This window comes from uncultured Tenacibaculum sp. (assembly GCF_947502995.1).
In the GTDB taxonomy this organism is placed as follows: domain Bacteria; phylum Bacteroidota; class Bacteroidia; order Flavobacteriales; family Flavobacteriaceae; genus Polaribacter.
In genome coordinates this window covers 1-8,568 of sequence record NZ_CANNBW010000041.1, presented here as the reverse complement: position 1 = coordinate 8,568, position 8,568 = coordinate 1, and the positions used below count along the sequence as shown (strand labels likewise).

The following is an 8,568-nucleotide window of genomic DNA, read 5'->3' as shown; positions in this document are numbered from 1 at the left end:
TAAAAAACCAGAGAAGCTAGCTTCTCTGGTTTAAATAATACTTTTTAAAACTGTCAACCTATTTTAGGACGACACAAACAATATTTTGTTATTCTTATTTGATTAAAATCTTTTTAGTTCCTGCTGTAGATTTTAAAATATAAAGTCCTTTACCTAATCCTTCAGTTTTAACTTCATTCATAGAATTAGCTTTGTATTCTTTTACTTTTTTTCCTAACATATCGAAAACAATGATTTGTATCGGAGTATTAGTAATTTCACTAGTAGTTAAATCATTAGTACTAACTCTACAAGAATAAGGACCAACTAAATTACTTACGAATAAATCATCATCGGCGTCTTGATCTTGAAAGTCTGAACTGCTAATTACTTTATAATACGTTCCATTAATTCTATAACTTTTACCTACAGTTAATTTAGAAGGAAGATTTTCTAAATTTAATTTATAAGTTCTTGAAATATAATTACTACAAGGAGAACTTACTCTACCTAATTTATGAAATCTTTTACAGGCGAAATTAATAGCAGAAGAATGATGGGTGCCAGGCCAGTTTTCATCAGCATCTTGATTTGATGTATTTGAGATACTAGTTACTTTGTAATATTCATTATCAATAATATAAACATTTCCAACAGAAAGAGTTCCTGTCCAATAGTAATTAGCTTTTACATTTTCTAAAACTCTATTCGTACAAAAGTTTCTGTTTGCTTCTGTATAAGTACTTCCTAATCTAGCAACTCGAATGTATTTTTTACATTGGTAACTTGTAATTGGGCTTGGTTGAGCAGATACTGTCCAATCGTCATCTGCGTCTTGTTCATAAACATCTGTTGCTTGAGTAACGATGTAATATTTTGAGTTTGTGTAGTACAATGAACCAACATTTAATTTAGATGATAATCCATAAAAGTTAATTTTTCTTGTACCACTAACAACTAAGCTACCAGAATAATAATCACAAACTGATTTAGCTGTGGTTCCTAAGATTTTTACTCGATGATATTTAGCTTGAGCCAAAGAGGTTAACGCAACAAATAATGCAAAAAAGAGTGTAAGTGTAGTTTTTTTCATAATAAATAATTTCCTACGAAAATAGAAGCTGAGATTTAGTATAGGATTAATTACATATTATGTAAAAGTTATAAAAAAATAAAGCTCGGAAATTTCCGAGCTTTATAGTAATTATTGGTTTTTATATTTGTTGGAATAACGTTTCCAAAGTTTAGTTTGATGAGTTTCCAAACTAATTTTTCTTCCCTGAATAAAAGCTTCAGAAATAATATTAGTTCTCATATCTAAAGCATCACCTTCAGAGATAAATAAAGTAGCATCTTTACCAACTTCTAATGTTCCTGCTATAGTATCAATACCTAGTATTTTAGCATTGTTACTAGTGATAAGTTGAACAGCTTGTTCTTTATCTAAACCATAAGCAGCATAAGTTCCAGCATAAAAAGGTAAGTTTCTTGTGCTCATACGTTCCATTCCACCTTCCATTCCTAAACCAACTAAAATTCCTTTATCAGTTAAAATTTTAGCCATTCTATATGGTAAGTCATAATCTTGATCTTCACTATCAGGTAATCTATGAGATCTTTCAAGAATTACAGGAATGTTATTGTTTTTTATTAAATCTGCAACTTTATGTGCTCCATGAGCTTTTACTAAAACTACATTTTTAATGTTTAATTCATTAAAATCATTAATTACATCAACAATTGCTTTTTCACCATTAACGTGAACAAAAACTTTTTGAGTACCATTAAAAACATTCTTTAAAGCTTCATAAGGAAGGTTTTTAGGAGTTTTATTTCCTGAAAGATAAATTTTAGCTTTTTTAAAGAAGTTTTTAATTCTGTCTGTTGCTTGTTTATAATTTTTATTTGGTTTTAAACCTCTATCTTCACCTAACCACCAACGTCCGAAGCTAAAAGTAGAAGGCCAATTAATGTGGATACCGTCATCTAATCTTATTGCAGCATCTTCCCAGTTCCAAGCATCTAACTGTACAACAGTTGAAGTTCCGGAAATAGTTCCTCCTCTTGGAGCAACTTGAGCCATTAATACTCCATTTGGACGCATTGTTTCAATAACTCTACTTTCTGCATTATAAGCAATAATACTTCTAATATGAGGTAAAAAATTACCAACTTCATCAAAATCTCGAGTAGCTCTTACGGCATCAATTTCAGCTAAACCTAAAGAAGTATTGGCCGCAATAAATCCTGGGTAAACGTGTTTTCCGTTCGCATTAATCACTTCTCCTTTTCGTTCAGAAGCATTATTGTTTCCTACATATGTAAGTTTTCCTTTAGAAAAGACTAACAAAGAGTTTTCGATAACTTTTCCATTACCAATATGTGCTGTAGCACCTACAATAGAATAATCTTTTGTTTGTTTAGATGCTGGTGTTTGTTGTGCATTAATATTTCCTAGAATAAAGAAACTTAATACAATAAGTATAAATTGATTTTTCATTTTTTTACTATTTAAGTTCTTATTCAGTATCACAGTGGAATAAAATTTTATGCTTTCTTGATGGTTTTTGAGTTGGAGCTCCTCCAATTTTCTCTTTTAACATCATCGAAATTAACTTAGCACGTTCTGCTTTTAAAGCTTTACGTTTTTGTTTATCTGAATTAATATCAAAATATATAGCACCTTCTACAATAGTTTGTTCTGCTTTGGCATAAATAGATAATGGATTATCACTCCAAACTACAATATCAGCATCTTTACCAACTTTAATACTTCCTGTTCTTTTATCTAAGTGTAATAACTTAGCAGGATTAATAGTAACTGTTCTCCAAGCTTCTTGTTCTGTTAAACCACCGTATTTAACTGTTTTAGCAGCTTCTTGATTTAATCTTCTAGACATTTCAGCGTCATCTGAATTAATTGCGACAGTAACACCTTGTCTGTGCATAATAGCAGAGTTATAAGGAATCGCATCATTTACTTCATATTTATATGCCCACCAATCGGCAAAAGTAGAACCACCAACACCATGTTCTTTCATTTTATCTGCAACTTTATATCCTTCTAAAATGTGAGTAAAAGTATTTACATTGAAGTTGAATTGCTCAGCAACTTTCATTAGCATATTTATTTCAGATTGTACATAAGAGTGACAAGAAATGAAACGTTCTTTATTAATGATTTCAGCAATAGTTTCTAACTCAATATCTTTACGATAAGGTTGTCCGCTTTTCTTTTTAGCCTCGTATTCTTTAGCGCGTTGAAAATAATCGATAAATACTTGTTCAACACCCATTCTTGTTTGCGGGAAACGAATAGTTTGGCGATCACCCCAGTTAGATTGTTTTACATTTTCACCTAAAGCAAACTTGATAAATTTTGGAGAGTTTTTATAAATCATATTTTCTGCATTTTCACCCCATTTTAATTTGATGATTGCAGATCTTCCTCCAATTGGATTAGCAGAACCATGTAAAACTTGGATAGATGTAACTCCTCCAGCTAAGTTTCTATAAATATTAATATCATCAGGATCAACAACATCTTCAATAGTAACTTCAGCAGTAGAATTATGACCAGCTTCATTTACAGCAGACGTAGCAATATGTGAATGTTCATCAATAATTCCGGCGGTTACAAACTTTCCAGTTCCATCGATAGTTTTTGCACCACGTGCAGATAAGTTTTTACCAATCTGAGAAATTTTTCCTCCTTTAATTAATATATCAGTGTTATTTAAAACCTGATCGTTTTCACTAGTCCAAACTGTAGCATTTTTAATTAAGATAGTTTGTTGACTAGGTTTTACCGAGTTACCTAAACCAACATTCGGATAGCTAACAGCAACAACTTCTGGAGATTTTTTATCCGACTTTTTACCTTTTTTCTTTTTATCTGATTTAGTTTCCTTCTTTGTAGCTGTCCATGTTACAGTATTTCCTGAGTTATCTTCACCTGTTCCATTAAAAGAGTCTTTATTAGATTCTATTTTACCGACTAAACGTAAAAATTCATTTTCGTCGTTAATAGATAATTGAATCCAATTGTCTTTAAAAACAAAGTTTGATTTTAATTTTTTATCTCCTTTTTTAACTTCTGCTTTCTGTTTTTTTCCTTTTCCAGAAATTAATAATTCATAGTTCTTTCCATTAGAAGTTAAAGAATAGTTTCCGGTAATATCTGTAATTCCCATATCGTTAATTACATTTTTATTACCTAAAGTCCAATTTTCATAAACTGTTGTTTTTACATCAAAAATATCACCTGATGTAATTAAGAAATTGGCAAAACTACCAGTGTTTAAGTTTCCAACTTTATTTTCTTTTAAAATCTGAGCAGGAATTGTAGTTAAAGCTTCTAAGGCTTTAGTTTTATCAAAACCATGCTTTATAGCTTTCATTAAATTAGCTCTAAAAACTTTTGGAGACTTTAACTTGTGTGTTGTAAGTGCGAATGGAATTTTGTTTTTAGCAAGTACTGCTAAATTACTAGGTTCTTGATTCCATTTACGCATGTCACGTAAAGAAATTACATCTGCTAAAAACTTATTACTTACATCGTAAGCTTTTCTGAAGTTAATAGGAATAATAAGTGTAGCATTAGTTTTCTTAATGTCATTAATTCTTTCAAATTCATCACCACCACCTAAAATTGTATATTGAATTCCGAATTCGTCACCGATTTTATCTGCTCTTAAAACATCTAGATAACTACCTGCATTAAAAATTTGAGGCAAGTCTTTTTTCTGATTTAAAGCTTCTAATGATAAATCTTTATTCTTAACATTTCCTTTAGCATACCAATCTGCATCTAAATACGTTTGACGTAATAACGCCATTGCACCCATTTTAGAAGTAGGGTAATTTTGTCCAGACTTTTTACTTTTAGAAAACGATAAATGATTTGTTGTTTTAGAGTTTAAAACTCTGTAAGCTTGAGAAGAATTAGGACTTAGTGAAACTAAAAGTCCATTTCCTTGCATAATACCATCTTCAGAGTGTGTATTTACCACACCGAAACCTGCATTTATTAGTGCTTTTGCTTTTCCTGTATCAAAGTTAAACTCAGAATGAGGATTAGTTTCAGGACGAATATGATCGTTCCAGTAATATCCTTTTCTAGAAGCATCATATTGAGGAGATCTTCCAAAGTTTCTATTTCTTTTTGGTTCAGCAATTCCAAAACTAGAATAAACATCGATAAATGAAGGATAAATAAATTTACCTTTTAAATCGACTACAGTTGCGTCACTTGGTATATTTACTCGTTTACCAACATTAACGACTTTTCCGTCTTTTACTACTAAAATTCCTTTTTTAATAGTATTTGTAGGTGTTACATAAATTGTAGCATTTGTAAATGCTGTTGTTGTGTTTTTGGAAGTTTTTACCCCGGTATTAATGGGGAAGTATTCTTGTGAATATCCGATAATAGCCCACAAGAATAAGAGTAGTGGTAATTTTTTCATTATGAATTGATTGATTTTTACGTTAAAAGTATTTAATTAATCTTAAATCGATTTTCCTTTAACATAAAATTAAGATTTAGTGAATCTTAAGTAAACCAATCTTTTTGTTGCCAGTTAACCAAGCAGTATTAGAATTTACGAACTGAATAGCGTAAAAATCTTTAGTATCGTTATTAATCCATGTGTTACCTCCATCTGTGCTATATGAAATTCCAGTTTTTCCAACAGCAAATATTTCTTTGGTTTTTCCATTTGGTACATACTGAATACAGCTTTTGTAGTTTGGGTTTATATTATCAGCAATGATTTCCCAAGTTTTACCACCATCTTTTGTTATGGCTTTATTTTTGCAATTATCATTAGGTTTTGAGTAATTTCCACCAATAATAAAGCCATTGTTTTTATCGTAAAAATCTACAGAATAAATTCCTTGTGGACCATCACCTTGTACAATTGGAGTATCGTGAGTTGTCCAAGTTTTACCTCTGTCTTCTGATTTTAAAACTCTAGCTTTTTTTCCACCGGATACGATCCAAACGGTATCATCAATAATTTTAATATTCGTGTTACTTGCAGCGAAAAAAGCTTCATCATCTTCAAGTTTTGGTAAATTTTCGCATAATACTTTTTTCCAAGAATTACCTCCATCATTTGTTATAATTACAGACGGACAGGTTTCTGTAGGGTCACCAACAGCTATTCCATCTTTTCCATTGTTAAAAAACTTCATGCTATCATAAAATACTTTTTCATGGGCTTCTTGGTATACAATTTCATAATTTTCATCTTCAATTTTATATAACAAGGCAGGGTTAGCAATACTTAAAGCAAAATAAGAGTTACCATTAGTTGCTAGACTTCTAAAATGTGGAGTAATAGAATCTTGATATTTGATTTTAAATTTTGACAATCCTTTTTCTAGATTATAATTTCCAATAAGACCATTAGAACCTGCAAAAACTAAATTTTGTTCATCTACAGCAATTAAAGATCTGATGCTTGTACTATCGATAGTAAATTCTTTTATTTCAATACGACTTATCTTTCGAGAGGTGTTTTTTTCTTTGCAAGAAATTAATAATAACGATAAGAAAATTATAATCAGTTTACCTTTCATTTTTTTGATATTTTTATGGAATTAAAAATAGGTAAAACATTTCATCTATATGAATGAAAATCAACATAACAAAAAAGCTTTAGTAATTTCTGGTGGAGGAAGTAAAGGAGCATTTGCTGGTGGTGTAGTTGAGTTTTTAATGAAAGAGAAGCAAAAAGATTACGATTTATTCTTAGGAACATCTACAGGAAGCTTAATGGTTTCTCATTTGGCAGTTGGAATGATTGACGAACTTAAAATGTTGTATACTAATGTTAGTCAACGAACTATTTTTAGTAACAATCCATTTAAAATTAGAAATGTACATGGTGTTAAAGTTGTTTCTATTCGACATAGAAATACTTTTTGGAATTTATTAAATGGACGTAAAACTTTTGGTGAAAGTAAGAACTTAAGAAAGTTAATTAGAGCGAATATTACACCAAAAATGTATGAGATTATTAGAGAACAGAATAAAGAAGTTGTTGTAACAGTATCTAACTTAACAGCAAATGAGATTGAATATAAATCTATTTCGGAATGTTCTTATAATGATTTTTGCGACTGGATTTGGGGGTCCTGTAATTATGTACCTTTTATGAGTTTACTAGAGAAAAACTCTTGTCAATATGCAGATGGTGGTTTTGGTTGTTTAGTTCCGATTAGAGAAGCGATATTAAGAGGAGCAAAAGAAGTTGATGCTATTATCCTAGAAACAGAAGTAAACCAGATTAATAGAATGCCGTCTAAAAATCCATTCTCTTTAATGTTAGATGTTTTTGGTTTTATGTTGGAACATGTAGAAAAGCATAATGTAACTATTGGAAAGCTCTCGGCAAAGCATAAAGATGTGAAGTTAAATTTATATTATACACCAACAGTTTTAACAACGAATTCTTTAGTTTTTGATAAGAAACAAATGACTGGTTGGTGGAAACAAGGTTTTGAATATGCTAAGATGAAAGATTTAGCACTTATGAACGATTTTAGACCAGATTTAATAGATAAAAAACAATAACTCATGAAGTTTGGAAAAGTAGAGCAGCCAGAACTTATAGATTTTTCTTTTCCTGATACGCATCAAGACACAATGCGTTTATTGTCTGGATTCGATAAAGAAAAAGATTTATCTGTTTATGTTGGATGTGCAAAATGGAATAGGGCAGATTTAAAAGGTTTTTACCCGAGAGGTACAAAAGATGAATTGATATATTATTCAAGTCAGTTTAATTCTATAGAACTTAACGCTACTTTTTATAGACAATTTCCTCCAGAACAATTTGAGAAGTGGAAAAATAAAACTCCCGATGGATTTAAGTTTTTTCCTAAGTTAACTCAAGATATTAGTCACTGGAAAAGATTAGAAGGTGTAGCTGATTTGGTAAACTATTATTTAGATGCAGCAACTAAGTTAGATGAAAAACTAGGAACTATTTTTTTACAGTTGCATAGTAATTTTGCACCTAAAAACTTTTCTAGACTTGAAAATTTTGTAAAAAGTTGGCCTAAAGAAATTCCATTAACTGTAGAGTGTAGACATACTGATTGGTTTACTGATCCTGAAATTTCAAAAGAATTTTACAATTTATTAGAGTCAAATGACGTGTCTAATACAATTGTTGATACAGCAGGAAGAAGAGATATGATGCATATGCGTTTGACCAATAATGAAACGTTTATACGCTATGTTGGAGCAAATCATCCTTCAGATTATAAACGTTTAGATGATTGGGTAAATCGCCTAGAAGAATGGGTGAATTTAGGTTTACGTAATATTCATTTTTTTGTGCATCAAAATTTAGAAGTAGAATCGCCATTGTTGGCAGCATACTTTATCAAAAGTATAAATAAAAGATTAGGTACGAGTTTGAAAATACCTAATCAAAAAGAAGAACAACAATCACTATTTTGAGTCGTCCTAAAATAGGTTGACAGTTTTAAAAAGTATTATTTAAACCAGAGAAGCTAGCTTCTCTGGTTTTTTATTGTGTATAAAATTAGGAGTTTTCATATTCAAACTCAAAT

The 8,568-nt window shown here is 30.4% G+C and carries 6 protein-coding genes; 2 read left to right on the top strand and 4 right to left on the bottom strand.

The features are described 5' to 3' along the window. Positions 1–94 precede the first annotated feature (94 nt). The 4 genes from Q1A46_RS20540 to Q1A46_RS20525 all read right to left on the bottom strand — a co-directional run bounded on the left by Q1A46_RS20540 (position 95) and on the right by Q1A46_RS20525 (position 6,564). On the bottom strand, positions 95–1,072 hold the full coding sequence (locus Q1A46_RS20540; protein ID WP_299683496.1) for a T9SS type A sorting domain-containing protein: 978 nt from the start codon (positions 1,070–1,072) through the stop codon (positions 95–97). Between the two features lie 111 nt (positions 1,073–1,183). Next, positions 1,184–2,479: an amidohydrolase family protein gene (locus tag Q1A46_RS20535; protein ID WP_299683494.1), complete on the bottom strand. Its 1,296-nt coding sequence runs from the start codon at positions 2,477–2,479 to the stop codon at positions 1,184–1,186. A 19-nt stretch (positions 2,480–2,498) separates the two neighbouring features. Continuing rightward, complete coding sequence (locus Q1A46_RS20530; protein WP_299683492.1) at positions 2,499–5,447, bottom strand: amidohydrolase family protein; 2,949 nt, start codon at positions 5,445–5,447, stop codon at positions 2,499–2,501. 76 nt (positions 5,448–5,523) lie between these two features. Then, positions 5,524–6,564: an oxidoreductase gene (locus Q1A46_RS20525; RefSeq protein ID WP_299683490.1), complete on the bottom strand. Its 1,041-nt coding sequence runs from the start codon at positions 6,562–6,564 to the stop codon at positions 5,524–5,526. Between the two features lie 49 nt (positions 6,565–6,613). On the opposite strand from Q1A46_RS20525, the gene Q1A46_RS20520 reads away from it, so the two are divergent. After that, positions 6,614–7,561, top strand: a complete 948-nt coding sequence (locus tag Q1A46_RS20520; RefSeq protein WP_299683488.1) for a patatin family protein — start codon at positions 6,614–6,616, stop codon at positions 7,559–7,561. 3 nt (positions 7,562–7,564) lie between these two features. After that, positions 7,565–8,455, top strand: coding sequence for a DUF72 domain-containing protein (locus tag Q1A46_RS20515; protein ID WP_299683486.1), 891 nt, complete (start codon positions 7,565–7,567; stop codon positions 8,453–8,455). Positions 8,456–8,568: the final 113 nt, after the last annotated feature.

Bases quoted from the DNA above. Each gene is read 5' to 3' on its own strand.
- Q1A46_RS20525 (WP_299683490.1), bottom strand. From the start codon at position 6,564: ATGAAAGGTAAACTGATTATAATTTTCTTATCGTTATTATTAATTTCT.
- Q1A46_RS20530 (WP_299683492.1), bottom strand. From the start codon at position 5,447: ATGAAAAAATTACCACTACTCTTATTCTTGTGGGCTATTATCGGATAT.
- Q1A46_RS20540 (WP_299683496.1), bottom strand. From the start codon at position 1,072: ATGAAAAAAACTACACTTACACTCTTTTTTGCATTATTTGTTGCGTTA.
- Q1A46_RS20515 (WP_299683486.1), top strand. From the start codon at position 7,565: ATGAAGTTTGGAAAAGTAGAGCAGCCAGAACTTATAGATTTTTCTTTT.
- Q1A46_RS20520 (WP_299683488.1), top strand. From the start codon at position 6,614: ATGAATGAAAATCAACATAACAAAAAAGCTTTAGTAATTTCTGGTGGA.
- Q1A46_RS20535 (WP_299683494.1), bottom strand. From the start codon at position 2,479: ATGAAAAATCAATTTATACTTATTGTATTAAGTTTCTTTATTCTAGGA.